General features: G+C 65.2%; 25 protein-coding genes. 9 read left to right on the top strand and 16 right to left on the bottom strand.

Annotated elements, in window-relative coordinates; genetic code table 11:
* Nucleotides 1-45: 45 nt before the first annotated feature.
* Complete coding sequence (locus AC07R1_RS15970; RefSeq protein ID WP_011059718.1) at nt 46-945, bottom strand: LysR family transcriptional regulator; 900 nt, start codon at nt 943-945, stop codon at nt 46-48.
* 106 nt (nt 946-1,051) lie between these two features.
* On the opposite strand from AC07R1_RS15970, the gene AC07R1_RS15965 reads away from it, so the two are divergent.
* The 7 genes from AC07R1_RS15965 to AC07R1_RS15935 all read left to right on the top strand — a co-directional run bounded on the left by AC07R1_RS15965 (nt 1,052) and on the right by AC07R1_RS15935 (nt 8,835).
* Entirely contained in the window at nt 1,052-1,681 is a 630-nt protein-coding gene (locus AC07R1_RS15965; RefSeq protein WP_011059717.1) for a cysteine dioxygenase family protein, read from the top strand.
* Entirely contained in the window at nt 1,678-3,261 is a 1,584-nt protein-coding gene (locus AC07R1_RS15960) for a rhodanese-related sulfurtransferase (protein ID WP_495110692.1), read from the top strand. The genes AC07R1_RS15965 and AC07R1_RS15960 overlap by 4 nt, the downstream gene beginning before the upstream one ends.
* A gap of 251 nt (nt 3,262-3,512) precedes the next feature.
* Nucleotides 3,513-4,061 (top strand): RNA polymerase sigma factor, encoded by a 549-nt coding sequence (locus AC07R1_RS15955; protein WP_011059715.1) that lies wholly within the window; start codon nt 3,513-3,515, stop codon nt 4,059-4,061.
* Nucleotides 4,058-5,020, top strand: coding sequence for a FecR family protein (locus AC07R1_RS15950; RefSeq protein ID WP_011059714.1), 963 nt, complete (start codon nt 4,058-4,060; stop codon nt 5,018-5,020). The genes AC07R1_RS15955 and AC07R1_RS15950 overlap by 4 nt, the downstream gene beginning before the upstream one ends.
* 122 nt (nt 5,021-5,142) lie before the next feature.
* Nucleotides 5,143-7,704: a TonB-dependent receptor gene (locus AC07R1_RS15945; protein ID WP_495110691.1), complete on the top strand. Its 2,562-nt coding sequence runs from the start codon at nt 5,143-5,145 to the stop codon at nt 7,702-7,704.
* A gap of 210 nt (nt 7,705-7,914) precedes the next feature.
* Nucleotides 7,915-8,205 (top strand): hypothetical protein, encoded by a 291-nt coding sequence (locus tag AC07R1_RS15940; protein WP_239692734.1) that lies wholly within the window; start codon nt 7,915-7,917, stop codon nt 8,203-8,205.
* Nucleotides 8,206-8,214: 9 nt separating this feature from the next.
* Nucleotides 8,215-8,835: a hypothetical protein gene (locus tag AC07R1_RS15935; protein ID WP_342402831.1), complete on the top strand. Its 621-nt coding sequence runs from the start codon at nt 8,215-8,217 to the stop codon at nt 8,833-8,835.
* Nucleotides 8,836-8,838: 3 nt separating this feature from the next.
* On the opposite strand, the gene AC07R1_RS15930 is transcribed toward AC07R1_RS15935, so the two are convergent.
* From AC07R1_RS15930 to AC07R1_RS15895, 8 genes are all read right to left on the bottom strand, one after another.
* A complete protein-coding gene (locus AC07R1_RS15930) occupies nt 8,839-10,047 on the bottom strand; it encodes an ABC transporter substrate-binding protein (RefSeq protein ID WP_495110690.1) in 1,209 nt (402 codons plus the stop codon).
* Complete coding sequence (locus tag AC07R1_RS15925) at nt 10,047-11,054, bottom strand: CobW family GTP-binding protein (protein WP_495110689.1); 1,008 nt, start codon at nt 11,052-11,054, stop codon at nt 10,047-10,049. The genes AC07R1_RS15930 and AC07R1_RS15925 overlap by 1 nt, the downstream gene beginning before the upstream one ends.
* Nucleotides 11,051-11,350 carry a hypothetical protein gene (locus AC07R1_RS15920; protein WP_011059708.1) on the bottom strand — a complete coding sequence of 100 codons (300 nt, stop codon included), beginning with the start codon at nt 11,348-11,350 and terminating at the stop codon, nt 11,051-11,053. Before AC07R1_RS15920 ends, AC07R1_RS15925 begins: the two co-directional genes overlap by 4 nt.
* A gap of 13 nt (nt 11,351-11,363) precedes the next feature.
* A complete protein-coding gene (locus tag AC07R1_RS15915; RefSeq protein WP_207239858.1) occupies nt 11,364-12,113 on the bottom strand; it encodes an SDR family NAD(P)-dependent oxidoreductase in 750 nt (249 codons plus the stop codon).
* Between the two features lie 96 nt (nt 12,114-12,209).
* Nucleotides 12,210-12,971 (bottom strand): SDR family NAD(P)-dependent oxidoreductase, encoded by a 762-nt coding sequence (locus tag AC07R1_RS15910; RefSeq protein WP_011059706.1) that lies wholly within the window; start codon nt 12,969-12,971, stop codon nt 12,210-12,212.
* A gap of 12 nt (nt 12,972-12,983) precedes the next feature.
* Nucleotides 12,984-14,324: an MFS transporter gene (locus tag AC07R1_RS15905; protein ID WP_011059705.1), complete on the bottom strand. Its 1,341-nt coding sequence runs from the start codon at nt 14,322-14,324 to the stop codon at nt 12,984-12,986.
* Nucleotides 14,325-14,352: 28 nt separating this feature from the next.
* A complete protein-coding gene (locus AC07R1_RS15900) occupies nt 14,353-15,234 on the bottom strand; it encodes a polysaccharide deacetylase family protein (RefSeq protein ID WP_011059704.1) in 882 nt (293 codons plus the stop codon).
* A gap of 45 nt (nt 15,235-15,279) precedes the next feature.
* Complete coding sequence (locus AC07R1_RS15895) at nt 15,280-16,638, bottom strand: amidase (protein WP_495110688.1); 1,359 nt, start codon at nt 16,636-16,638, stop codon at nt 15,280-15,282.
* A gap of 395 nt (nt 16,639-17,033) precedes the next feature.
* Between AC07R1_RS15895 and AC07R1_RS15890 the strand changes: the two genes are divergently transcribed.
* The gene (locus AC07R1_RS15890; protein ID WP_011059702.1) at nt 17,034-18,035 is read left to right on the top strand and encodes a GntR family transcriptional regulator; all 1,002 of its coding nucleotides are present in this window, start codon (nt 17,034-17,036) and stop codon (nt 18,033-18,035) included.
* Between the two features lie 133 nt (nt 18,036-18,168).
* Here the strand turns inward: AC07R1_RS15890 and AC07R1_RS15885 are convergent, their stop codons facing one another.
* Both AC07R1_RS15885 and AC07R1_RS15880 read right to left on the bottom strand, forming a co-directional pair.
* Nucleotides 18,169-18,474 (bottom strand): ribbon-helix-helix domain-containing protein, encoded by a 306-nt coding sequence (locus AC07R1_RS15885; RefSeq protein WP_011059701.1) that lies wholly within the window; start codon nt 18,472-18,474, stop codon nt 18,169-18,171.
* A gap of 14 nt (nt 18,475-18,488) precedes the next feature.
* Nucleotides 18,489-19,070, bottom strand: coding sequence for a DJ-1/PfpI family protein (locus AC07R1_RS15880; protein ID WP_011059700.1), 582 nt, complete (start codon nt 19,068-19,070; stop codon nt 18,489-18,491).
* 196 nt (nt 19,071-19,266) lie between these two features.
* Between AC07R1_RS15880 and AC07R1_RS15875 the strand changes: the two genes are divergently transcribed.
* Nucleotides 19,267-20,181 carry a DMT family transporter gene (locus AC07R1_RS15875; protein WP_019094797.1) on the top strand — a complete coding sequence of 305 codons (915 nt, stop codon included), beginning with the start codon at nt 19,267-19,269 and terminating at the stop codon, nt 20,179-20,181.
* Here AC07R1_RS15875 and AC07R1_RS15870 read toward each other — a convergent pair.
* The 5 genes from AC07R1_RS15870 to AC07R1_RS15850 all read right to left on the bottom strand — a co-directional run bounded on the left by AC07R1_RS15870 (nt 20,169) and on the right by AC07R1_RS15850 (nt 24,660).
* Nucleotides 20,169-21,386 (bottom strand): class I SAM-dependent methyltransferase, encoded by a 1,218-nt coding sequence (locus AC07R1_RS15870; RefSeq protein WP_011059698.1) that lies wholly within the window; start codon nt 21,384-21,386, stop codon nt 20,169-20,171. The genes AC07R1_RS15875 and AC07R1_RS15870 overlap by 13 nt on opposite strands.
* Nucleotides 21,387-21,692: 306 nt before the next feature.
* Nucleotides 21,693-22,310, bottom strand: a complete 618-nt coding sequence (locus tag AC07R1_RS15865) for a TPM domain-containing protein (RefSeq protein ID WP_011059697.1) — start codon at nt 22,308-22,310, stop codon at nt 21,693-21,695.
* Nucleotides 22,311-22,339: 29 nt separating this feature from the next.
* Entirely contained in the window at nt 22,340-23,098 is a 759-nt protein-coding gene (locus AC07R1_RS15860) for a TPM domain-containing protein (RefSeq protein WP_053149466.1), read from the bottom strand.
* 33 nt (nt 23,099-23,131) lie between these two features.
* Entirely contained in the window at nt 23,132-24,052 is a 921-nt protein-coding gene (locus AC07R1_RS15855; protein ID WP_123397661.1) for a TPM domain-containing protein, read from the bottom strand.
* Complete coding sequence (locus AC07R1_RS15850; protein WP_011059694.1) at nt 24,052-24,660, bottom strand: LemA family protein; 609 nt, start codon at nt 24,658-24,660, stop codon at nt 24,052-24,054. Before AC07R1_RS15850 ends, AC07R1_RS15855 begins: the two co-directional genes overlap by 1 nt.
* Nucleotides 24,661-25,012: the final 352 nt, after the last annotated feature.

Raw genomic sequence — 25,012 nt, 5'->3', positions numbered from 1 at the left:
AGGTTTGCGCCGGCCTAGAGGGAGCCTTCGCTGGCAAGCCAGCTCCTACGGCGCAGCCTTGCCGACGCGGGCGGCGACCATCTCGCCGAACATGCTCACCGGCTCTTGCAGGTTGCCGAGGAACCGCGGGTGGACCAGCCACAGGTCGATCACCGGCTTGAAGTCGCTGACCGGGACGATCTCCAGCTTGTCCCGATGGCTGCTGTTTTCCAGCAGCGGCAGCGGCACCAGGCCATAGCCCAGGCCATTGGCGATCAACCCCAGTTGCAGCTCGGTGCCGAAGGTTTCCAGGTTGATCTGCAACGACAGCCCCTGTGCGCTCAGCGCCCGTTGCAGGCCGGCACGAAAGCCGCAGCCGTCCGGGTTCAGCACCCAGCCGCGCTGGTAACAGTCGGCCAGTTTGCACGAGCGCTTGCGCACCTCGCCCTTGGCCGCCACCACCACCAGGTTCATGCTGCCCAGGGAACGGCCCACCACCCCTTCGGGGAAGACCTTGCCAGCGGGAAACAGCGCCGCCACCACATCCAGCTCACCGTTCTCGACCTTGCTCAACAGGTGGCTGCCCCAGCCCGTGGCCACCGAGGTCTGCAACTGCGGATACAGCGCCTTCAACTGGCTCAGGGCATCGAGCAGCACCACATCGCCGATGGTCTGCGGCACGCCGATGCGCAGGGCACCACTGGGGGCGCCGTCATTGGCCACCAGTTCATTCAGCGCGTCGATGCTGCGCAGCACTTCCAGGCACTGGCCATAGACCCGCAAGCCCATGCTGGTGGGCTTGAGCGGCTTGGTGTTGCGGTCCAGCAATTCCACCCCCAGGGCTTCCTCGAAATTCTGCACCCGGCGGGTAATGGCTGGCTGGGTCAACTGCAGGGCATCGGCCGCCTGGCTGATGGTCTGGCAGCGGATTACCGCCACGAACGCATTCAGATCATCTATCTTCATTCTTTTTTCGCATAATAAATGACTGGAAAAATGTTCGATAAGAATAATACCTTTTAGCTCGCCCGTGTAGTTCGCGTCATTTGCCTTGTGTCCACGGAGGGAGCCCATGCCCCACAACGCCACGACAGTCGCCATCGAATCAGCCAACTTCGCCCGCCTGCGGGACTTTATCGCCGCTCTGGCCGAGCTGCTGGACAGCCATCCCGATGAAGCCCGGGTGCTGGACCAGGGCGCCGCGCTGCTGCACCAGCTGGTGAGCCAGGACGACTGGCTGCCCGCGGCCTTCGCCCAGCCGGATCCGCAGCGCTACCAGCAGTTCCTGCTGCATGCCGACTCGCGCCAGCGCTTCTCCATCGTCAGCTTCGTCTGGGGCCCTGGGCAGCGCACACCGATCCACGACCACCGGGTCTGGGGCCTGATCGGCATGCTGCGCGGCGCCGAGGACAGCCAGGGGTTCGAACGCCTGGCCGACGGCCGCCTGCAGCCTGCCGGCGCGCCGCTGCGCCTGGTGCCGGGCCAGGTGGAAGCGGTGTCGCCACGCATTGGCGACATCCATCAGGTGAGCAATGCCCATGCCGATCGGGTATCCGTCAGCATCCATGTGTATGGCGCCAATATCGGTGCCGTGCAGCGCGCCGTGTACGATCTGGACGGCCAGGAAAAACCCTTTGTCTCCGGCTACTCCAACCATTTGCTGCCTAACCTCTGGGACTTGTCGAAGGAGCCCCTGCAATGACCGATTTCCCGACCCGCAGCCCGGCACAGATCCGCCAGGCCCTGCTCGACCGCCAGGAGCTGGCACTGATCGATGTGCGTGAAGAAGCGCCCTTCGCCGAGGCCCACCCGCTGTTCGCGGCCAACATCGCGCTGTCGAAACTGGAGCTGGAGGTGTATGCGCGCATCCCCCGCCGCGACACCCCGATCACCCTCTACGACCAGGGCGAAGGGCTGGCCCAGCGCGCCGCCACGCGCCTGCGGCAACTGGGCTACAGCGATGTCGCCCTGCTGGAAGGCGGCCTGGAGGGTTGGCGCAGCGCCGGCGGCGAGCTGTTCAAGGACGTCAACGTGCCGAGCAAGGCCTTTGGCGAACTGGTGGAAGCCGAGCGCCACACTCCTTCCCTGGCCGCCGAGGAGCTCCAGGCACTGCTCGACCAGCAGGCCGACCTGGTGGTGCTCGATGCCCGGCGCTTCGACGAATACCAGACCATGAGCATCCCCGGCAGCACCAGCGTGCCCGGGGCCGAACTGGTGCTGCGGGTGCGTGAGCTGGCCCCCGATCCCCGCACCCGGGTGGTGGTCAATTGCGCCGGGCGCACCCGCAGCATCATCGGCACCCAGTCCCTGGTGAATGCCGGCATCCCCAACCCGGTGGCGGCACTGCGCAATGGCACCATCGGCTGGACCCTGGCCGGGCAGAAGCTCGAACACGGTCAGAGCCGGCGCTTCAAGGCCATCAACGAGGCCCAGCGGGCCCCAGCCCAGGACGCCGCTCGGGCCGTGGCCGACCGCGCCGACGTGGCACGCATCGACCTGGCCCAGTGGCGGCGCTGGCAGGCCGACCCCAAGCGCACCAGCTACCTGTTCGATGTGCGCACCCCGGAGGAATTCGCCGCCGGCCACCTGCCCGGCGCCCGCGCCACCCCCGGTGGGCAACTGGTGCAGGAAACCGACCACTTCGCCAGCGTGCGCGGTGCGCGCCTGGTCCTGGTGGACGACGACGGCGTGCGCGCCAACATGAGCGCTTCCTGGCTGGCCCAGATGGGCTGGCAGGTGGCGGTGCTGGACGGCCTGCGCGACAGCGACTTCAGCGTGCGCGGCCCCTGGCAGGCGCCACTGCCGGACACCTCGCCGGCCGAAGAAATCAGCCCACGCACCCTCGCCACCTGGCTCCAGGAGCCCGGCACCCTGGTACTGGACTTCACCGCCAGCGCCAACTACGTGCAGCGCCACATCCCCGGCGCCTGGTGGGCATTGCCCAGCCAGTTGCAGGAAGCCCTGGCCCAGTTGCCACAGGCGGAGCGCTATGTCCTGACCTGCGGCAGCAGCCTGCTGGCGCGCTTCGTGGTGCCGCAGCTGCAGGCCCTGACCCAGCGTCCGGTGTTCCTCCTCAGCGGTGGCACCGCGGCGTGGATCGAAGCCGGCCTGCCCGTGGAAGAAAGCCGCCAGCAACTGGCTTCACCCCGGATCGACCGCTACCGGCGCCCCTATGAAGGCACCGACAACCCGAAAGAAGCCATGCAGGGCTACCTGGACTGGGAATTCGGCCTGGTGGCGCAGTTGGGCCGGGATGGCACCCACGGCTTCTTCGTCATCTGAACCGCTTCGCTGGCAAGCCAGCTCCTACAGACCCCGCCTCTGCACTGTAGGAGCCGGCTTGCCGGCGAAGAGGCTGCAAGCCTGGCATCGCTCGCAAGGGCACCCTCGCGGGCAAGCCCGCTCCTGCGAGGAGGGGTATTTCGGGCGCGTAGGCGGTGCTGGTGGATCATCAATCGCCCGGATGACAAATAGCAATAATTCTCGATATCATTCGCGACCTTGTGCTCACCGCGTCGTCAAGAAGGATATCCATGTCTCGCTCCAAGCCCGACTCTGCGTCGGCGGACTCTGTTCGCGGGTTCTATGCGGACATCCTGCATTTCCTGCGTAAACGCACGGACAACGCCAGCGACGCGGCGGACATGACCCAGGACGTGTTCACCCAATGGCTCGACTACCGTGACCGGGCCCAGGTCGAACAGCCCCGGGCCTTCCTGTTCCAGATGGCACGCAACCTGCTGCGTGATCATTGGCGGCGCCAGCAGGTACGCTCCCGGGCTCATCAGGACGGGCACCACGAGCAAAGCCTGGACAACGAACCCCTGGCCGACGAGCAGCATGAGCCCCTGCCCGCGGCCCAGCGCCTGCAACGCCTGGAACAGTTGAAAGAAGTGCTCGCCCAACTCTCGCCGCGCCGCCGCGAAGCCCTTATGCTGCACCGCTTCGAAGGGCTGAGCCAGACGCAGATCGCCGAGCGCATGGGCATTTCCGTGAGCATGGTGGAAAAACACATCGCCTTTGCCCTGCTGCACTGCAAGCAGCACCTACAACGAGAAAACGGCAAGGAGCAGCCTGAATGACCCGCTTTTCCGGCACCCACAACGACCTCGACAGCGAGCAGATCGACGCCGAGGCCGCCAGCTGGTTCGCCCGCAACCGCAACGACCCGGACCGCGCCACGCGCAAGGCCTTCGATGCCTGGGTCAGCGAGCCGGCCCACGCCCGGGCCTATGCCGAGTTCGAAGAACTGTGGGTCGATCTTGCGCAATTGCAGCAACTGAGCCGGCCCATTCCCCTGCCCCGGCGCAAGCCCGCCCCCTGGCGCCCGGCCCTGGCGGCGGCCGCGGCGGTGCTCTGTGCGGTGCTGGCAGTCAACCTGGGCACGCCCCAGGGGCCCTACATCCAGCAGGTGGCGGCCCAGGAAAAGGGCGCCCGCGCCTTCAAGCTGCCCGATGGCAGCACCCTGTACGTCAACGCCAACACCCAGGTGAAAGTGGATTTCAGCGCCCAGCAGCGTGATATCTACCTGCAACAGGGCCAGTTGTACCTGGAAGTGGCCGCCGACAAGGAGCGCCCGCTGTGGGTGCACAGCGGCGCGGCCAAAGTGCGGGTGGTGGGCACCGCCTTCGACGTGCGTCGTGGCCAGCGCCAACTGGTGGTCAGCGTCGCCCACGGCCAGGTGGCCTTCAGCCCGGACGGCAAGCCCGGGGAGTTGACCCTGCTCGGCGCCCGCCAGCAAGCCACCTATGACCTGCACAAAGGCACCCTGCGCCAGCAGACCCTGGACAGCGATGAGGTCGCGGACTGGCGCAGCGGGCACCTGGCCTTTCGCAACCGCGACCTGGCCAGCCTGGTGGATGAGTTGAACCTGTATCGGCGCCAGCCGGTGCAACTGGCCGAGGGTTCTCTGGGGGCCTACAAGGTCTCGGGCAACCTCGATGTCAACGACCCCGACGCCCTGATCAAGGCACTGCCCGTGCTGATTCCGGTAAAAGCCGTACCCCTGGCCGACGGCCAGCTGAGGCTCGAGGCTCGTTGATCCAACTCATATGAGAATATTTTTCATTCGCATATGAGGTTTTTTTTCACTGCCGCGTCTTCCTCCCGTCTGCGATCTGTACGCAGCGCTTTTTTGGCCTTTAAGCCGCTCTGGGGGAAGTCATGTTTCGCGCGCTCTTGCCTGTTCCGTTAGTCCGTACCCGCCCTACCCTGCTCGCCGCCTGCCTGGCATTCAGCCTGCAGGCCTACGCCGGGCCGCTGCATTTCCAGTTGCCGGCGCAGCCTCTGGCCGCGTCCCTGAGCCAGATCGCCCAGCAGGCGAAGATCCAGCTGCTGTTCGATGAGCAACTGCTGCGCAACGCCAAGGCGCCGGCCCTGCAGGGTGACTACAGCCCGGAAGAGGCGATTCGCACCTTGCTGCAGGACGGTCGGTTCAACCTGGTGAAGGTCGACAACACCTACATCGTGCGCCCCGCCGACACCAACCTGAGCAGTGGTTCGGCCCTGCAACTGGGGGCCATGAGCGTGATCGGCAACGGCACCGAAGTGGACTCCTCGAGTGTCGGCCGCTCGACCCTGAACCAGGCGGAAATCGATCGCCACCAGGCCACCAACGTGGTCAGCCTGATCGACACCCTGCCCGGCGTGAGCCTGGGCGGCTCGCTCAAACCCGGCGGCCAGACCATCAACATCTGGGGCCTGGGGGATGCCGAAGACGTACCGATGAGCGTTGATGGCGCCACCAAGAGCGGCTTCGAACGCTACCAGCAGGGTTCGGTGTTCATCGAGCCGGAGCTGATCAAGCGCATCGAAGTGGAAAAAGGCCCGCACTCCCCCGAGACCGGCAACGGTGGTTTCGGCGGCACCGTGCACATGGAGACCAAGGACGCCCCGGACCTGCTGCAGGAAGGTCGCAACGCTGGCGCCATGGTCAAGTACGGCTACAGCAGCAACAGCCATGAACAGGCCTACACCGGCGCGGTGTACGGCCGTACCGATGATCACCGCTTCGATGCCCTGGCCTACTGGACCAAGCGCGACGGCGACGACATGAAGATCGCCAGCGCCCAGCCCGACCCGCGCAACGCCTACCCGATCAACCCCAAGCGCCTGCCCAATACCGCCCAGGACATGGAAGGCGAGCTGTTCAAGCTGAACATGCAACTGACCGACGAACATCGCCTGGGCTTCAGCTACATGCGCTCCAACAGCGACATCTGGGCACCCTTCTCGGCCAAGAGCTACCCGACGCCACCGAGCCAGAGCGACATCAACAAGTACGGTTATGACGGCGCCACCCGCCGCTTCCTGGCCCAGCGCAATACCATCGACACCACCTGGATCGCCAAGTACCAGTACACCCCCGTGGACAATCCATGGATCGACTTCGAGGCCAAGTACTCCGATTCCACCACCGACCAGACCGACGAACGCGGGCCGAACGCCTTCTTCCAGCCGGCCTCCGGTGGCCGCAAGATCACCGTGGGCTACGACGACAAGATCCTGGCCCTGAAAAACACCAGCCGCTTCAGCACCGGCCCGCTGGAACACGCGCTGACCAATGGCATCCAGATCCGCAAGCACACTCGCGAAGTGGACATGTGGATGCCGGGCAAGACCTATGAAGTGCCCAAGTACAACTACGGCTACTACCAGCCTGGCTTCATGCCCCACGGCAAGGTCGACAACAATGCCTTCTACATCCAGGACGCCATCACCCTGGGGGACTTCACCCTGACCCCGTCCCTGCGCTACGACCATGTGCGCAACCGCGGCGAGAAGAACGACGCACCGTTCTACAACAGCCCCGACCCGGTGGCGGGCCACGATTACGGCGACAAGACCTACACCGGCTGGTCGCCTCGGCTGTCGGCGTTCTGGACAGTGACCCCGCAATTCGCCCTGTTCGCCGACTACAGCAAGACCTGGCGCGCGCCGGTGATCGACGAGCAGTACGAGGTCCAGTCGGCCGCCTCCACCCGTTCCGCCACCAGCCGCGACCTCGACCCGGAACGCATCACCGCGTTGCGCGCCGGTAACATCACCAGCTTCTCCGACGTGTTCACCCAGGCCGACCGCGTCCAGGTGCGTACCACGCTGTTCCACAACACCATCAAAGACGAAATCATGAAGAACCTCGGGATCGGCTGCCCCGAGCAACTCACCAGCGGCAAGAGCATCAGCCAGGTGTGCAACCAGCCGACCATCGGCGTCTATCGCAACATCGGCGACCTGACCATCAAGGGCTTCGAGGTGGAAAGCTTCTACGACTCGACCTACCTGTTCGGCTCCCTGTCCTACTCATGGATCACCGGCAAGCATGAAGGCGCCTACACCAACCCCTGGGGGCCGAACGTCTGGGCCCGGGACATCCCGCCACGCAAGTGGGTGGCCAGCCTGGGGGTGAAGATTCCTCAGTGGGATGCGCAAGTGGGCTGGCAGGGCCAGTGGGTGCGCCAGACCGACCGGGTGCCCAGCGACATCTATGCCGGCGGTCCGGGCAGCGCCCTGGGCGACTCCTATTGGGACCAGTACAAGAACGACCGCTACAACGTGCACGGCCTGTTCGCCAACTGGAAACCCCAGCAGCCTTACCTCAAGGGCACCGAAGTCAACTTCACCCTGGACAACATGTTCAACCGTGACTATCGCCCACCACTGAGCGGCGATAACGCATCCAGCCTGGGGCGCAACGCCAAGATCAGCGTGACCCGCTTCTTCTGACGGCAACTGGCTGCGGTGCATCGGACGCACCGCAACAGGCCAGCCGTTGGCCATCACGGATGTATTGCAAACCGTTAGCCAAGCCCTGCCGCCCGCACCTGCCGGGCTAAGATCGACTCCCCTCTGAACACCGCTGAAATGCCTTTGGGCGCTTTCAGTCAACTTCCCATTGATTCCGTACGACACTTGTCGTACAAACGAGAAGACGTCATGGACAGAGGCTTCAGGAAGGTCAGGCGGGACCTGATCAATGCATTACAAAGCGGCCACTATCTGCATGCCGCGCGTGGCTCGATCGAGGTCAAGAACCTGCTGGCCACCGGCGAGATCTCGACCAGTCAACTGATCCAGGTCGTAGGCGCCTGCAAGGGCCAGGACCACAGTTGCAGCGCCCACCACAGCGTCCCGGGCATCGCGGTCCACGTGCTGAAAAAGGCCGGCTGGTACATCAAGTTCTACTTTATCGAGCCAGATGCGTGGTTCATCAGCGTTCACCGATGAGGGCAACCCATGAAACTCTTTCTGCAAGGCGACCGGGGCAAGGCGCTCTGCGAGCATTGCCAACAGGTCGTCGGCATTACCTACCTGCGGCGCGACGTCCCTTTCAGCGACGGCCATGGCCTGGCCCGGGACATCCTGGTGGGGGTTTGCGACCTCTGCGCCACGGTGGTGGCCATCCCGCCCCAGTCCACACCGGCGATCAAGGAAGCGCGCAAGCAATCATTGACCTCCATCGAGGCGCGGCTGCCGGCGGTCTACCTCGATGTCCTCGATGCGGCGATGCACTGCGTGGCCCCGGATGCCGGAGTGCAGATGCGCAAACTGTTCCTCGGCTACTACCTCAGCGCCCCCGCGGCGTCTTCCCTGGAGCAAGTGCACAGCGGCTTCGCCGCGTACCTGGCCGAGCAGGCCGAGGCCCGCCAGTTGCCTGCCGTGCATGCCATGAAACGCCTGTCGCTGAAGGTCAACCACTATGTGGCCGAGGATCTTGCGCGCCTGCTGCAAGCTACCCGGATGACCCAGACCGAGCTGCTGAAATCGCTGATCGCGCAGATGCGCCTGGATGTGCTCGAAGGCGGCAACCCCGCGGTGATCGCCGACCTGCGCCAGCTGGCGCGCCTGGGGCTTTGACCTTCAACCTTTGCCCCGGCCCGCGACCCGCCCCGCCCGCAGGAAATCCCCCCAGCGCCGCACCAGGTAGTTGTGCTCGTCCATCACCGAGTTCCACACGGCGATATGCCCCATGCGCTGCTGGTAGGAACCGCCATCGCGGGTCTCGCCGATATCGATCAGCGGTTCGCCGTCGCTGCCCGGCAACTCTTCCCGGGCCGGTTTGCCGGCGTACCAGTAATCCCACTCGGCGCTGCTCAGGTGATCGCGGGTACGCGCCGGGTTGCCGATGTAGTAGCCCTGGCGTGCCATCACCGCACCGGGCCAGCCCGACAGCCACCAGTTGAGGTAGGCATAGGCTGCATCCAGCACCGCGCCCTTGGCGTGGCGCGACAACGACAGCCCGCCGAACCAGGCGCGGTAGCCTTCCTTCGGCACTGCCAGGCGGTATTTGACCCCCGCCCGGTGCAGGCGCATCAGCGTCGGCGACCACAGGCTCTGGATATCGATGCGCGGGCTGAGCATCAATTGCGCGGCCTCTTCATCGTCCGACCAGAACGCCGCGAAATGCCCTTCACGCTGCTTGCGCACCAGGATCCCTGCCAGCCGGTCGATCTCTTCGATGCTCAGGTTGCCGATGTCCTTGAAGGATTCCAGGCCACAGCCCTGCACCGCCAGGGCGGCGTCCAGGGCACCGATCGCTGCATCGCTCTGCAAGGCAATGCGCCCGCTCCAGGCCGGCTCCAGCAGCCAGCCCCAGCTTTCGTTGGCGCTGGAAAAACCCGCCGGCAGGCGCTCCGGGCGGTAGGCGAAACTGTCGGCGTTGTGGGTCAGCGGCAGCATGCTGATGCGCTCGCTGGCCGTGCTGCCCAGGCTACCGTCGTGCTGCACATAGAGCCGTTCGCTGGGCACGCTGCCACTGCCCAGGCGATCGTCCGGCGACAGGCGCCCACGCTTGGGCAGATCGTTGATCTCGTGCCACAGGGCAATGCGCCGGGTATCGATGGGCTGGATCGCCTGGGCCGGCCAGACAAAATCGACGTTGTGAAACCACTGGTCATAGAGGTCGTAGCTGTCCGGCTGCATCACCGCGATGCGCTGGGCCTGCTCCACATCGTGTACCTGATACACCAGGCGGATGCCCAGGTCCTGCTCGGCGCGCACCCGCAGGGATTCGAGCAGGGTCACCGAGGTGCCCAACACCCGCAGGGTGACCGATTGCCTCGCCGCCATCAGGCACCCTCCCCGGCGGCCGGGGCGAAACTGCGGGCGAACACCTCGAAGGAGCGACGCAGTTGTTCGGGCTCCAGCCCGCGCAGGATAAACACCAGCCGCGAGCGATGGTCGGCACTGGGCCAACGGGGCAGATGCACGGGGGCGTGCAGGCAATGCTGCACGCCATGGATGACGATGGGGGCCTGGTTGGCGTTGATGTTGAGCAATCCTTTCACCCGCAGAATTCGTTCGCCGTGGCATCTTAGCAGCATCGACAACCAGACCCCGAAGCCCACCCAATCCAGGGCTTGCTCGAACTCCAGGCTGCACACTTGTGCCGCGCCATGCTGTGGCGCAGCCGCTTTGAGTGGCCCCTGCAACTGCCAGCGCGCCACTTCCCACTCTGCCGTCGCGCCGCGCAGCCCCTCCCCCAGCAACAGCTGATCGCCACTCTGGATCGCCTGGGTCAGCAACAGGGGCGCCCCGGGATTGAGCTGCTGCAAATGCTCGCGCAATGCCGCCTGGGTTGCGTCGTCGACACAATCGGTCTTGCTCAGCAGCAAGCGATCCGCGGCCGCCACCTGGGCCAGCCACTCCGGGTGCAGGCGCTCCTGCAACGCCGCGTGGCTGGCGTCCACCAGGGTCACCAGCAGGCCGATGTGCACCCGCCCGCGCAATTGCGGATCGTTGTTCACCGTGGCCAGGATCGGCGCCGGGTCGGCCAGCCCGGTGGTTTCCAGCAGCACCCGGCGAAAGGCCGGAACCTCGCCCCGGCTACGCCGCGCCAGGAGCGCCAGCAGCGCCTCTTTCAGTTCGCCGCGAACCGAACAGCAGACACAGCCGCTGGGCAGCAGCACCGTGTCCGGCGCCACCTCCTGCACCAGCAAATGATCGATGCCGATATCGCCGAACTCGTTGATCAGCAGCGCCGTGTCCCCCAGGCTCTGGTCCTGCAACAGGCGGTTGAGCAAGGTGGTCTTGCCACTGCCGAGAAACCCGGTGATGACGTTCAGGGGCAGGCTCATGGCTGTTGCTCCAGGTGCTTGAGGATCACAGGGTCGAGAGGATCGAGGGGCCGGCCGAGCATGGATTCGGCCAGGCTCCACAACTGCTCCAGGCCGCTGGCCAGTTCCTGGCGGCCGGTAGCCCCCAGCAGCAGATAGGCCGAGCCCTGGAAGTCTTCGACCTTGAGCCGCAACGGCACCAGTACCCGGTTGATCGCGGCGATTCTGCGCAAGCGTTCGCGACGCCGGGGCAGTTCATCCCCCAGCGGATCGCTCCAGTGCACGTCTTCGCCCAGCAGCCCGCATAACCCGCACATGTTCAGCCCTCCTTCATGGCATGACGTCCCCGGAGTTCGGGCCCAGGGTCTGGCCGACGAACAGGTTGCCCCCCGGCTCGCTGGCCAGCAGCACCGCGGTGGGCGCCACTTCATCGGCCAGGCCGAAGCGCCCCAGGGGCAGCTCGGCGGCCTTGGCGGTTTTCCAGGCGCTGCTGATGCCAGACACCAGCGGCGTCTCGATCGGCCCCGGGGCGATGGCGTTGACCAGCACATTGTCCATGGCCACTTCCAGGGCCAGGGACTTGGTGAAGCCGATGACGCCGGCCTTGGCCGCGGCGTAGTGGGTCAGCTCGGCGCCGCCCTTGATTCCCAGCTGCGAGGCGACGTTGATGATCCGCCCCCAACGCTGCGCCAGCATATGGGGCAAGGCCCGCTGGCTGGCGACGAAGACGCTGGTGAGATCGACCCGCAGCATGTCGTTCCACATCTCGATGGACAGATCGACGCAGCGCGCCTGGGTCAGCATGCCGGCGTTGTTCACCAGGATATCGATACCGCCGAAATGCTCGACACAGGCATCGACTCCGGCCTGGGCCCCTTCGACGCTGCCGACATCGGCCACGCATTCGACGACTTCAGCGCCCAGCTCGCGGCAGGCTTGGGCGCTCTCGGCCAGGCGCGCGGGGTCGCGGTCAGCCAGCAGCAGGCGTGCTCCCGCCACCGCGTAGGCCCGGGCGATAGCGGCGCCGATACCGCTGCCGGCGCCGGTGATCACGGCGCGGCGGTTGTACAGGTGTTGCATGGGACTTTCTCCTTCAAGGGTGTGCGGTTCGCTGGCCAGCCAGCTCCTACGGAGGCGGTGAGCCGCCTGCACGAGCCGGCTGGCTGGCGAAGGGGTTCAATCCGGCCAGCGCACCGTCAGGCCGCCATCGATGACGATGCTCTGCCCGGTGAGGTAGCTGGACTCCTCGCTGGTGAGAAAGCGCACCAGGGACGCCACTTCATCGGCCCGCCCGACCCGGCCCAGGGGGATGGCGCGGGCCGCCTTGGCCAGGCCTTCCGGGCCCAGGGAGTTCTGGCTGTCCAGCGACTGCGGGGTCTCGATCAACCCCGGGATCACCGCGTTGCAGCGAATGCCCCTGGCCGCCAGTTCCACCGCCAGCGAGCGGCACAACCCCGGCACCCCGGCCTTGGCCGCTGCATAGTGAGCGTGCTCCTGCCAGCCGTAGACGCCACCGGCAATCGACGAAATCGCCACCAGGGCACCGCCCTCACCCATGTGTTTGACCGCCGCGCGGAAGGTGCGCATGACCCCGGTCAGGTCCACATCGAGCATGGCGTTCCAGGCCGCGTCGGTCATGTCCAGCAAGGGTGCGCGGCGCAGCAGGCCGGCATTGGCCACGGCGTAATCGAGGCGGCCAAAGTGCGCCACGGCCTGCTCGGCCAGGGCGTCCACCGAGGCGCTGTCGGTCACGTCCAGGGGCAGCATCAGGCAGTGCCCGCCCGCCTCGGCCACGCGGTCGCGGGTGGCTTGCGGGTCATGGGGGTCGGCGGGGAAATACCCGCCCACCACCGCCACACCGGCCCGTGCATAGGCCACGGCCAGGGCCTGGCCGATGCCGCTGGCGGCACCGGTGATCACGGCGACTTTTTGAGTCATGGATAACTTTCCTTATTGAACGGATTCAGGACGCACATGGCGCGCGGCGAACATCAGCGCACCGGAGAGGAAACAAGGCAGCGCGCCGAAATACAGCGCCGAGGTCTGCCAGTCGCCACCGGCGGACAGCACCTGGGTGGCGCCGAAACCCGCCACCACCGCGCCGATCGGCCCCATGGCGTGGATGATCGCGCCGCCGGTGGCGCGGATGCTGGTAGGGAAGCTTTCGCTGATGAAGAACAGCGCCGCCGAGTACGGGCCGATCAGGAAGAACAGGCCCAGGCTGTAGAGACCCACCACCATCGGCATGTTGCTCGGGCCGTAGAGCATGCCGGCGAACGACAGGCCGCCGAGCATCCAGCCCAGGCCGATGACATTGCGCCGGCCGATCTTGTCGCCCATCCAGCCGTGGCTCAGGTAGCCGCAGTAGCCCACCAGGTTGGAGAGCACCAGGATGATCAGCGAGTTCTCGAAGGAGATGTGGTGCACGCTGACGATCACCGACGTGCCGAGCACGCTGAACACCTGGATCGCCGCCCAGTTGAGCAGGATCGCCGCGCCGATCACCAGGGTCGCGCGCCGCGCCGGGCCACGAAAGGCCGCAGCCAGGCCGGCCTTGCTGTGCTCGTCATAGTCCACGCCATAGGTCAGCGCCACCGCCTGGGCCTCGCTCACCGAACCACTTTTGCGCAGCTGGCTGATGCGCTGGTGGATCTGGAACTGCGGGCTCTCCTTGAGCTTGCGCGCCATCACCGCAATGACGATGGCCGGGATCGCGGCGAAGATGAAGCAGCCTTGCCAGCCGATGATCGGCAGCAGCACCGCGGTCAACCCGGCGGCGATCAGCGCCCCCACCGGCCAGCCACCCTGCACCAGGCTGTAGATGAAGCCCCGGCGCTTGGCCAGTTGCGGGTCGTCGGATGCCGCGTACAACTCGCTGAGGTAGGTGGCGTTCACCGTTTCCTCGGCATAGCCCAGGCCGCCCAGGGAGCGGATCAGGATCAGCGGCGACTTGCCCCAGGCGCCGCCGATGGCGGTCAGCGCCGAGCAGATGGCCGAGCCGCTGACGGTGAAAATGATGCCCATGCGCCGGCCCAGCTTGTCCACCAGCGGCCCGATGGCCAGGGCCACCACCGCGGTGCCCACCGCCACCCAGGTGGCGATCTCGGCCTGCTCGACCTCGCCCCAGCCGAAGTGCCGGCCGATCTCCGGCAGCAGGGTGCCAAACAGAATGAAGTCGTACACCGCAAACACCCAGGCGAAGAAGGCGATCCAGGTGGCGAAGCGCACTTGGGCCGGGGTCAACTGCTGGGGTTTCCAGCCAGTCAGGTCGAGCTTGTTATAGATAGACATCAGTCACGCCTCGATGAAGTGGCCGGGGTCAGCGGTTGCGCGGGTGGCGGCGGATAAAGTCGTCGGCGATCTCGTCGAAGGTGACGAAGCGCACGCCGGCATGGCTCTGGATGTGTTCGATCAGGCGTTCGAGCATCAACAGCACTTGCGGGCGACCGGAGACGTCGGGGTGGATGGTCATGGTGAACACCGCGTGCTCATGCTCGCGGTAGACCCAGTCGAACTGGTCGCGCCACATTTCCTCCAGGTGCCGCGGGTTGACGAAACCGTGGCTGTTGGGCGCCTTCTTGATGAACATCATCGGCGGCAGGTCGTCCAGGTACCAGTTGGCCGGGATCTCCACCAGGTCGGTTTCCTGGCCCCGCACCAAAGGTTTCATCCAGGTGTCGGGGTGCTGGCTGTAGTCGATCTTGGTCCAGCTGTCGCCGACCCGCACGTAGTAGGGATGGAAGTCGTTGTGCATCAGGCTGTGGTCGTACTTGATGCCCTTTTTCAGCAGCAGCTCATTGGTCACCTTGCTGAATTCCCACCAGGGCGCAACGTAGCCGGTGGGGCGCTTGCCGGTGACCCGGGTGATCAGCTCGATGGATTTGTCGAGGACGATCTCTTCCTGTTCCGGGGTCATGGCGATGGGGTTTTCGTGGCTGTAGCCGTGCACGCCGATCTCGTGGCCGGCCTCGGCAACCGCCTTCATCTGCTCGGGAAAGGTCTCCATGGAGTGGCCGGGAATGAACCAGGTGGTGCGCAGGCCATAACGCTCGAACAGCTTGAGCAGGCGCGGCGCGCCGACCTCGCCGGCGAACAGGCCGCGGGAGATGTCGTCCGGCGAATCCTCGCCGCCGTAGGAACCGAGCCAGCCGGCCACCGCGTCCACATCGACACCAAATGCACAGAGAATTTCTTTAGCCATGAGCGGCCTCCAGTGATTGCTTGTGGTTGAAAAAAATCGTCGAAGCTAGCGCGGCAACGCCGCCTCCAGCGCCAGGGCCGCATCCAGCAGTTGCCGGTCATGGCCCTGGGGCAGGCTCAGCAACAGCCCGGTGGGCAAGCCCTGGGCATCGCGGCCGCTAGGCAGGGCCACGCCGGGCATGTCGAGGAAACTGCCGGGCATGGTCAGGCGCAGGGTCGCCAGGTTGGTCCGGGCAAAGAGCTCGTCGTCCTGCTCCAGGGGCGCCAGGGGCGGCGCCACATGGGCCACGGTGGGGGTAATCAGCACCGCGCCGTCCAGTTCGTCCTGCACCTGTTGCTGCAACTGGCGCCGCGCCTGGTACAGCCGCAGCAACTGGCTGGCGGGCATCTGCCGGGCGCTTTCCAGGCGCCGTCGCACCCGCGGATCGAGCTGTTCGGCGTACTCGCTGTCGAGCAACGGCTGGTGCAGGGCGAAGGCTTCGGCGGCGCCGAGCCAGCCTTGTTCCTGGATCAGTTGCAGGGTGGCTTGCAGGCTGTGCAGCGGCCGTTGCTCCACCAGCGCCCCGGCCTGTTGCAGGCTTTCGATGACCACCAGCAGATTGGCCCGCACGGCGGCCTGGGTACGGCTGTCGTCAAGCACTTGCGAATCGACCCAGAAGCGTTGCCCGGCCAGGCTGCGGGGCGGCGGCAATTGCCGGGGGTCGCCACCGCGCAACAGCCCGTCGATCAGCCAGGCATCGCGCACGCTGCGGGTCAGCGGCCCGAGGCTGTCGAGGCTTTCGGCCAGGGGAAACACCCCCTCGCGGTCATAGCGCAGGGAGGTGGCGCGGTAGCCCACCAGGCCATTGAAGGCCGCGGGAATGCGGATCGAACCGGCAGTGTCGGTGCCCATGGCGATCGGCACGATACCGGCCGCCACCGCCACCGCGGAACCTGCCGAGGAACCACCGGGAATCCGTGGTTGGGCATCGCTGTGGGGGTTGATCGGAGTGCCGAAGTGCGGGTTCAGGCCGAGCCCGGAATAGGCGAACTCACTGAGGTTGGTCTTGCCCAGGCTGACCAGCCCGGCCCGGCACAGCTGCCGTACGCTGGGCGCATCCACCTTGGCCGGCGGCGTCTCGCGACGCACCTGGGCGGCGGCGGTGGTGATACTGCCGGCCAGGTCGAACAGGTCCTTCCAGGCCAGGGGCACGCCATCCAGCAGGCTCAGCGGCTGGCCGGCCCGCCAGCGGGCAGCCGCCGCCTCAGCCTCGCGCCGGGCCCGGGCCGGGCACAGGGAAATGAACACATGGGGCGTTGCCTCGGCCAACGCCAGGGCCTGCTCCAGAACCTGGACCGGATCGGTGCGGCCCGAGGCAAAGGCTTGCGCCATGGCCGTGGCGTCGTTCAGCGAATCAGGGGGCATGGCTCACTCCGCAAAAATCTAAAAATGTACTAAATATTAAAATGTACATTTTATACAGAGCAGATTCCGTGCCAGCTCAAAACGCAGGGAGCACCGCGTGCTTTCGGAAAATCCCCCAGATTCGCCTGTAATAGCGAGCCAGAGTGGGTTACTGACAGAGATCGCGCGACGACCGACGGAGAAAATCCTCGCCCAGAGGTCCGCCATTGAAATAATGTATCTTTTATTAAAAAGTACATTTTGGTGCAGAAAGGTAACAACCCACCCAGGGCGGCCCCAGGACGGGGCAACCAAACGTGGCACTCAGTGACACTTGGCAACTGTGAGAGAATCCCCGGCCACCGCGGCCCGGCAACGGGCTCGTCACCCACCGGCAACAGCCCCTAGAGGAACCGATGAAAGCAGTGTCAGCAGAGGACCCGCGCACCGCATCGCGCTACGCCATGATCCGTCAGGTCTTGCGCGACGCCATCCTCCAGGGCACCGCCCTGCAGGGCCTGGTGCTGCTGGAAGCGCCCCTGGCGGAACTGTTCGGCACCAGCCGAGTGCCGGTGCGCAAGGCCCTCGACCTGTTGCACGGCGAAGGGCTGATCAGCCGTTTTGACGGCCGCGGCTACCTGATCAACCCCCAGGGCCTGGAGATCGAACCGCTGCGCCTGCCCCTGAGCCATGCCCACCTGGGACTGGCCAGCGACGAAGAACTGGTGGACACCCGGCCCCTGGGGGAACGGATCTACGAAGAACTGGGCAGTGCCCTCTCCACCTGCATCGCCTTCGGTCACTTTCGCCTCGACGAACAGGCTGCAGCCGAGCACTACGGCGTCAGCCGCGCGGTGGTCCGCGAAGCACTGATGCGCCTGCGCGATCGCGGCCTGGTGGAAAAGGAACCCTACTCCCAATGGTTGGCCGGACCGCTGACCGCCCGGGAAGTCACCGAAGACTACGAACTGCGCGCCTGCCTGGAACCCGAAGCCCTGCGCCAGAGCGCGCCGGGCCTGGGCCGCGAACGCCTGGAACAGATGCTGGAACGGGTGACCCAGGCGCAACAGGCCGAGCACTGTGGGCTGGAGGCCCTGGAACGCCTGGAAGAAGACCTGCACCAGCAATGCCTGGGCGGCTTGCAGAACCGCAAGATGGCGGCGCTGATCCGTCAGGCCCAGAGCCCGATGATCATCAACCGGATCTTCTACCGCCTGCTGGGCATCGGCGCCGACCCGGCGATGCTCGCCGAGCACCGACTGATCCTCGAACTGCTGCTGCACGGTGCCTACGACGCTGCGGCCCTGAACCTCAGAGAACACCTGCAACGCGCCCGCCAGCGCATGTTGCAACGCCTCAAAGTGCTGTCGGTGCTCCCGGAACCGGAACTACCCGGCTTCCTCAGCAAAATCAGCTGAGCCCTGTAGCCGCTGCCGAGCCCGCGAGGCTGCGCAAAGGTCCGCAGGACCTTGCCTGGCGATCGCCTGCCAAACCTCCGGTGGCCCTCAGAATCCCGCGTCCCTGCGGGCCGTTCGCAGCCTGCGGCAGCGGCTACAGTGCGTTGCGCTTTACCAGGCTGAGGTCGGGGACGGTGCTGCGGCGCTGGCTCAGGTAGCGGGTGCAACTGACCCGCAGGAAGGAGGCGAAATTCACCACTTCGCCGCGGTAGTCCATGACCTCCTCATACAGCTTGGCAATCAGCTGGTTGGTGGTCATGCCGTCCACTTCGGCGATCTCGCTGAGAATGTCCCAGAACTGGTTTTCCAGGCGCAAGGTCGTGACCACGCCACAGATGCGCAACGAGCGGGAACGGGATTCGTAGAGAATCGGGTCGGCTTTGACGTACAGCTCGCACATGGCGTGGCCCTCGCTTACAGGGTGATTTTGGTGCCCAGCAGGCCCAGGAAACCGGCCAGCCAACTGGGATGCGCCGGCCAGGCCGGGGCGGTGGCCAGATTGCCTTGAACATGGCCTTGGGTCACGGGGATATCGATATAGGTGCCCCCCGCCAGCCGCACTTCCGGGGCACAGGCCGGGTAGGCGCTGCATTCGCGGCCTTCGAGGATGCCGGCCGCCGCCAGCAGTTGCGCGCCGTGGCACACCGCGGCAATCGGCTTGCCAGCCTGGTCGAATTCCCTGACCAGTTGCAGGACCTTTTCGTTCAGGCGCAGGTATTCCGGGGCACGGCCACCGGGGATCAGCAGGGCGTCGTAATCGCTGGACTTCACTTGGGCGAAATCGAAGTTCAGGGCAAACAGATGGCCCGGCTTTTCGCTGTAGGTCTGGTCGCCCTCGAAGTCGTGGATCGCCGTGCGCACGGTCTGCCCGGCGCTCTTGTCGGGACACACCGCATGCACGTTGTGACCGACCATCAGCAGGGCCTGGAACGGCACCATCACTTCGTAGTCTTCGACGTAATCGCCAACCAGCATGAGAATCTTTTTCGCGGCCATGGAGTGGACTCCTTTCAGTGAAAGACGGGGGCGCAAGGAGTATTCAAGGTAGCCCCAATCCACCGGCCCGGGTAATAACCCGGTACTACAGCGACAACTGTACGGACAACTCTGCACCCAGCTGTAGCACCAGGATCGCGCGGCTTTATGGCTAGATGCAGGCACCTGTGTCCCTGTACGAATTCTGGTAGCCATCATGTCCTCGCGCGAAAACACCGGCATGGCCCTCGGCCTGCTGGGTGTCATCATTTTCAGCCTGACCCTGCCCTTCACCCGGATAGTGGTAGAGCAGATGCACCCCTTGCTCAACGGCCTGGGCCGCGCGCTGTTCGCGGCGATCCCGGCGGCCTTGCTGCTGCTCTGGCGCCGGGAGAAGTGGCCGACCTGGAAACAGGTCAAGGGCCTGAGCGTGGTGATTCTCGGGGTGATCCTCGGCTTTCCGGTGCTTTCGGCCTGGGCCATGCAGACCCTGCCCGCGTCCCACGGCGCCCTGGTCAATGGCCTGCAACCGTTGTGCGTGGCGCTGTATGCGGCGTGGCTGTCCCACGAACGGCCGTCGAAGGCCTTCTGGGCTTGCGCCGCCCTGGGCAGTGCGCTGGTGCTGGGTTATGCGCTGCTCAGTGGCGCGGGCAGCATCCAGGCCGGTGATGTGCTGATGCTCGGGGCGATTGCCGTGGGCGGCCTGGGTTATGCCGAAGGTGGCCGGCTGGCGCGGGAGATGGGTGGCTGGCAGGTGATCTGCTGGGCCCTGGTGCTGTCCACGCCGCTGCTGATCGGCCCGGTGTGGTACCTGGCGGCGCAGCACCAGGGGGCGATTTCCATGAGGACCTGGTGGGCCTTCGGCTACGTTGCGCTGTTCTCGCAGTTCCTGGGTTTTTTCGCCTGGTATGCCGGGCTGGCCATGGGCGGAATTGCTCGGGTGAGCCAGATCCAGCTACTGCAGATCTTCTTCACCATCGCCTTTTCCGCCCTGTTCTTCGGTGAGCAGGTGCAGCCCATTACCTGGGTGTTCGCGGTGGGCGTGATCCTTACCGTGGTCCTGGGGCGCAAGACCGCGGTGCGCCCGGCCACACCGCTGCCCACGCCGCCGGCCAGCCCTCAGCCGAGGTAACCGTCGGCCTTGAGCAGGGTTTCCAGGCAGTGTTCGCTGATCTGGTAGAAGGCCTTGAGCTCTTCGATCCTGGCCAGCAGCTGGCTGGGATCCTGCGGTTCGGCACGCTTGACCGCCAGAATCATCTTGTTCTTGTTGGTGTGCTCCAGGGAGATGAATTCAAAGACCTTGGTTTCATAACCGCAGGCTTCGAGGAACAGCGCCCGCAGGCTGTCGGTGACCATTTCCGCTTGCTGCCCCAGGTGCAGGCCGTATTGCAGCATCGGCTTGAGCAGCTGCGGGCTCTGGATCTGCTGGCGGATCTGCTTGTGGCAGCACGGCGAGCACATGATGATCGCCGCGCCGGAGCGGATACCGGTGTGGATCGCGTAGTCGGTGGCGATGTCGCAGGCGTGCAGGGCGATCATCACTTCCAGCTGGCTGGGGGCCACGCTGCGCACGTCACCGCACTTGAACACCAGGCCCGGGTGCTCCAGGCGCTGCGCGGCGGCGTTGCACAGGGTCACCATGTCTTCACGCAACTCGACGCCGGTGACTTCGCCCTCGGCCTTGAGGGTATTGCGCAGGTAGTCGTGGATGGCGAAGGTCAGGTAGCCCTTGCCGGAGCCGAAGTCCGCCACCCGCACCGGCTGGTCGAGCTTGATCGGCGAGCTGCCCAGGGCGTGGCTGAAGACCTCGATGAACTTGTTGATCTGCTTCCACTTGCGTGACATCGCCGGAATCAGCTCATGCTGCTTGTTGGTCACCCCCAGGTCGGCGAGAAACGGCCGGCTGAGGTCGAGGAAGCGGTTCTTCTCCCGGTTGTGCTCGGCGGACGGCGCATCGCGCTGGGTTTGCGGCTTACCCTTGAACAGCGAACTCTTGCCCTTCTTGCTGTATTCGAGCTGTACCTCGTCGGTGAGGGTCAGCAGGTGGGCGTTCTTGAACGCAGCCGGCAGCAGCTCGGCGATGGCGGCGATGCCTTCGTCCAGGGAGAAGTTCTTGGTGATGTCCCGGGTCTTGTAGCGATAGACGAAGGACAGGCACGGCTGCTCCTTGACCGTCAGTTGCTTGATGATCAGGCGTTGCAGGTCCGCCTCCGGGCCCACGTGCTTGGCCAGTACCAGCTTGATAAAGGCGTTCTGCGTGAGGCTGGTGTCGAGCAGTTGCAGGAACTGGGCGTGATGATCCGGCGCGGGGCGGGCGGAAGGTGCGGTAACAGACATGGGGGCGGGAGCCTCGGGCGATGCGCGGTGTCGATCAGGGAATGGCGGGTATTTTAGGGAGCAAGCCCCGCCGGGGCACGAAGTTATTCACCCGACGGTAAAAAATCCTCGCCCGAGGGCGGTGCAAGGCTCAAGGAGCTGTTCGCCGGCGAGCCGGCTCCTACAAGAACAACACCGGTATCGCACCGCTGTAGGAGCTGGCTTGCCAGCGAAGGCGTCCCCAAGGGCGGTGCAAGGCTCACGGGCCTCTTCGCCGGCAAGCCGGCTCCTACACAGGTAGCACGCCATAGTCCCCAACTGGGTGGGTCAGTTGAGCACCACCAGGCGGTTGGGCAATTCGTTGCGTACCTGGGTCAGGGGCACATGGGTCTTGAGCAACTCGCCGCTGGCTTCAATGCAATCAAGGAAGCCCTGCAGGGTCTGGCCTTGCCGGACCTGCTGGGTAAAGGCCTGGACAATCGCGTTCCAGTGCTTGTTGTCCAGGCGCCTGGAAATGCCTTCGTCCACCAGGATCTCCACATAGCGCTCGGCTTCGCTGACAAAGATCAGCACCCCGGTGCCGCCCACGGTGTGGTGCAGGTTCTGTTCGAGGAACTGGCGCCGGGCCAGGTTGGAAGCGCGCCAGTGACGCACCGATCGCGGAATCAGCCGGGTGGTGACCCGCGGCAGGCGGAACACCAGGCACAAGACGATAAAGGTCGCCCACTGCGCCAGCAGCAACAGGTGCATGTTCAGCCAGCCGGTGGCGTAGTGCACCAGCCCCGGCACCACCAGCGCCAGCAGGCTGGCCCAGAGCAGCGGGATATAGGCGTAGTCGTCGGCCCGGGCCGCCAGTACCGTCACCAGTTCGGCGTCGGTCTGCTGTTCCACCCGGGCGATGGCTTCGGCCACCTGCCGTTGTTCGAATTCACTGAGTAATGCCATGTCGTTGGATTTCCGCTTTTTATTGTCAGTTACCAGCCGCCGGAGGAACCGCCGCCGCCAAAGCTGCCGCCGCCCCCACTGAAGCCGCCCCCGCCGCCGGAGCCGCCACCAAAACCGCCGAAGCCACCGCCTCCGTCACCGCCGCGCCCGCTGGTGGTGGTGATGAACCCGAGCGCCTGCGCCACCATCACCACCAGGATGAACAGCAGCACCATGAAGATGAACAGCCACGGGTGACGCTGGACAAAATCGTCCTGGTCGCTGCTCTGGCCGCCGCTGTCATAGGCCGTGGCCGGCTCGTCCAGCGGCGTACCGCCGAGCACCAGGAGCATGGCCGAAACCCCGTCGCTGATGCCCTTGCTGAACTGCCCGGTCTTGAACGCCGGGGTGATCACCTGGTTGATGATCACCGAGGCCTGGGCGTCGGTCAGGCGCTCCTCCAGGCCGTAGCCCACTTCGATGCGCAGCTTGCGCTCGTCCCGAGCGACGATCAGCAGCGCGCCGTTGTTCTTGTCCTTCTGGCCGATGCCCCAGTGGCGCCCCAACTGGTAGCCGAACTCCTCGATGCTGACGCCTTGCAGGTTCGGCAGGGTCACCACCACCAACTGTTCGCCGGTGGCCTGTTCGTGGGCTTGCAGTTGCCGAGTCAGCAGGGCGCTGATGGTCGGCTCGATCATCTGCGCGTCGTCCACCACCCGCCCGCTCAGGGCCGGAAACCTCAGCTCGGCCTGGGCCGAGACCGCAAAGACCCAGAGCAACAGCACCAGGCCAATTTTATAGAGTCGCATCAGCACCTCATCCTTAATGTTTGTCCGCGTGTGCTACCAACTGCCGGACGCCCCGCCACCGCCAAAACTGCCGCCGCCCCCGCTGAAACTGTCCGAGCTTGAACTGGAGCTGGAGCTGCTGGAGTCGAACCAGTCGAACGCACTGCTGCTCGAACCGGTGTCGCGCTCGGCCCTGGTTTCGCGCCTGGCCGAATCGCCGCTGGCAACAACCGGCGAGTCATCGCCGCTGCGCCATTGGGTCAGGAACCCGAACAACGGTACACCGACGAACACCAGGTAGAACAACCTCTCGAACCACCACATCCACTCGATGTCCTGGTACCAGCTTTTCTCCACCGAGCGGTACACCAGCATCGGCCGGTCGGTGGACGACAATACGCTCACGATGGACGTGGCCCCGGCAATGATCCCCGAGGAATACAGGTCGTCCTTGAAGTACGGAATGATCGAACCATCGATGATGAAGTGGGCCACCATGTCGTTGAGCCGCCCCTCCAGGCCGTAACCGACCTCGATCCGCACCTTGCGATCGTCCTTGGCCACCAGCAGCAGGACGCCGTTGTTCTTGTCCTTCCGGCCGATCCCCCAGTGCCGGCCCAACTGCAGGCCGAACTCCTCGATGCTATGGCCACCCAGGCTCGGCACCGTGGCCACCACGACCTGGTCGGTGGTGGTCTGCTCGAGCCGCTCCAGCATCTGCGCCAGGTAGACCTGCGCCGATGGCGTGAGCAACTGCGCGGTGTCCACCACCCGCCCGGTCAGCTTGGGAAACAGGCGTTCAATCGGTGCCGCTGTCGCAGTGGTCGGTGCGGGCTCGACCTGGACAGCGGGTTGCGACGAACGCAACGGCACCCCATCCGTGGGTGTGGGCCCGGGTGTTTGCGCCAGTACGGCGCCACCCACCAGCCAAAGCCACAGCAGCGCGCCTTGCAGCACGCGCCGCCCATGGCTCATCAGAATTTGACTTGCGGCGCTTTGTCGGCGTCGGGGCTGGTGGCCTCGAAGGATTCACGCACCGGCATGTCGCTGTACATCAGGCTGTGCCACAGGCGGCCGGGGAAGGTACGAATCTCGGTGTTGTACTTCTGCACCGCCAGGATGAAGTCGCGACGGGCCACGGCGATGCGGTTCTCGGTGCCTTCAAGCTGGGATTGCAGGGCCAGGAAGTTCTGGTTGGCCTTGAGGTCCGGGTAGCGCTCGGAGACCACCATCAGGCGGCTCAGGGCACCGCTCAACTGGTCCTGGGCCTGCTGGAACTGCTTGAGTTTTTCCGGGTTGTCCAGGGTGCTGGCGTCCACCTGGATCGAGGTGGCCTTGGCCCGCGCCTCGATCACCGCGGTGAGGGTCTGCTCTTCGTGCTTGGCGTAGCCCTTGACGGTTTCCACCAGGTTGGGGATCAGGTCGGCGCGGCGCTGGTACTGGTTCTGCACCTGGCCCCAGTCGGCCTTGACCTGCTCGTCCAGGGTCGGAATGTTGTTGATGCCGCAGCCGCTGAGCAGGCTGGTAAGCAGCAACAAGGCAGCGATGGGCCAGCTCGAACGCAGGCTTTGAGTGATGTTCATGGGTGAGGCTCCTTGCACAACCTGATTGAAATGAAGCTTTTGCCCGCTTTCACACATCCTGTGGGCAAAATCTGCCTGCGCCACTGGAATGCATCGGGCTGATGGGCTAAAAGATGCCCAGCGCGAAAAAGAGTTCAGAAATAAGGCGGTGTGAAAACGTCGCGAGTGAAGGCAAGACAAGGCAAAAACAGGCGAGGAAGCGGAGTGTAGGAGCCTACATGAGCATTCCGAGCCTGTTTTTAACGCCGTATTGCCGAACGCAGCAGTTTTCACATGGCCTGAAGTGTGCGGGAATTATCTGAACAACAATAGTCGCTCCCTAAATTTTGGCTGTTCGACGCGTCACTCATGC

The sequence above is a fragment of the Pseudomonas sp. GW821-FHT07F01 genome (genome assembly GCF_059418825.1).
Note: the sequence above shows the minus strand (reverse complement) of the source record. Positions and strands in the feature narration are given on the sequence as shown.